This is a genomic window from Paenibacillus periandrae, from assembly GCF_022458865.1.
In the GTDB taxonomy this organism is placed as follows: domain Bacteria; phylum Bacillota; class Bacilli; order Paenibacillales; family NBRC-103111; genus Paenibacillus_S; species Paenibacillus_S periandrae.
This window is the reverse complement of sequence record NZ_JAJNMU010000231.1, coordinates 1-253: the sequence shown is the minus strand read 5'-3', so window position 1 is coordinate 253 and position 253 is coordinate 1. Positions and strand designations below refer to the sequence as shown.

Here is a 253-nt window from a genome sequence, read left to right as displayed (position 1 = left end):
TTATCGGCAACGGGTGTCATACCCGCCACGGCCAAGCGAGCACGTGTGCATGCAGGTCTAGCTTCCACGGCTCCTAATGGGTCAGGAATCGTATACGTGGATTCAGTTATGTTCAAGTATGGGACGGACAGTAACATCGTGGCCAACCCTGAGTATGAAAAGCAGACGCGCCCAGGTAGTAGCCTTGCGGATGGTTGGGACTACTGGAAGTCTAATCCGGACATGGCAACGGGGATGGCGGTGGTTAATACGC

General features: G+C 54.5%; 1 protein-coding gene. It reads left to right on the top strand.

Annotated elements, in window-relative coordinates:
- Positions 1 to 45: 45 nt before the first annotated feature.
- Positions 46 to 253 (top strand): hypothetical protein (locus tag LRL21_RS45350; protein WP_240422264.1); only part of this gene is annotated, 208 nt, incomplete at its 3' end.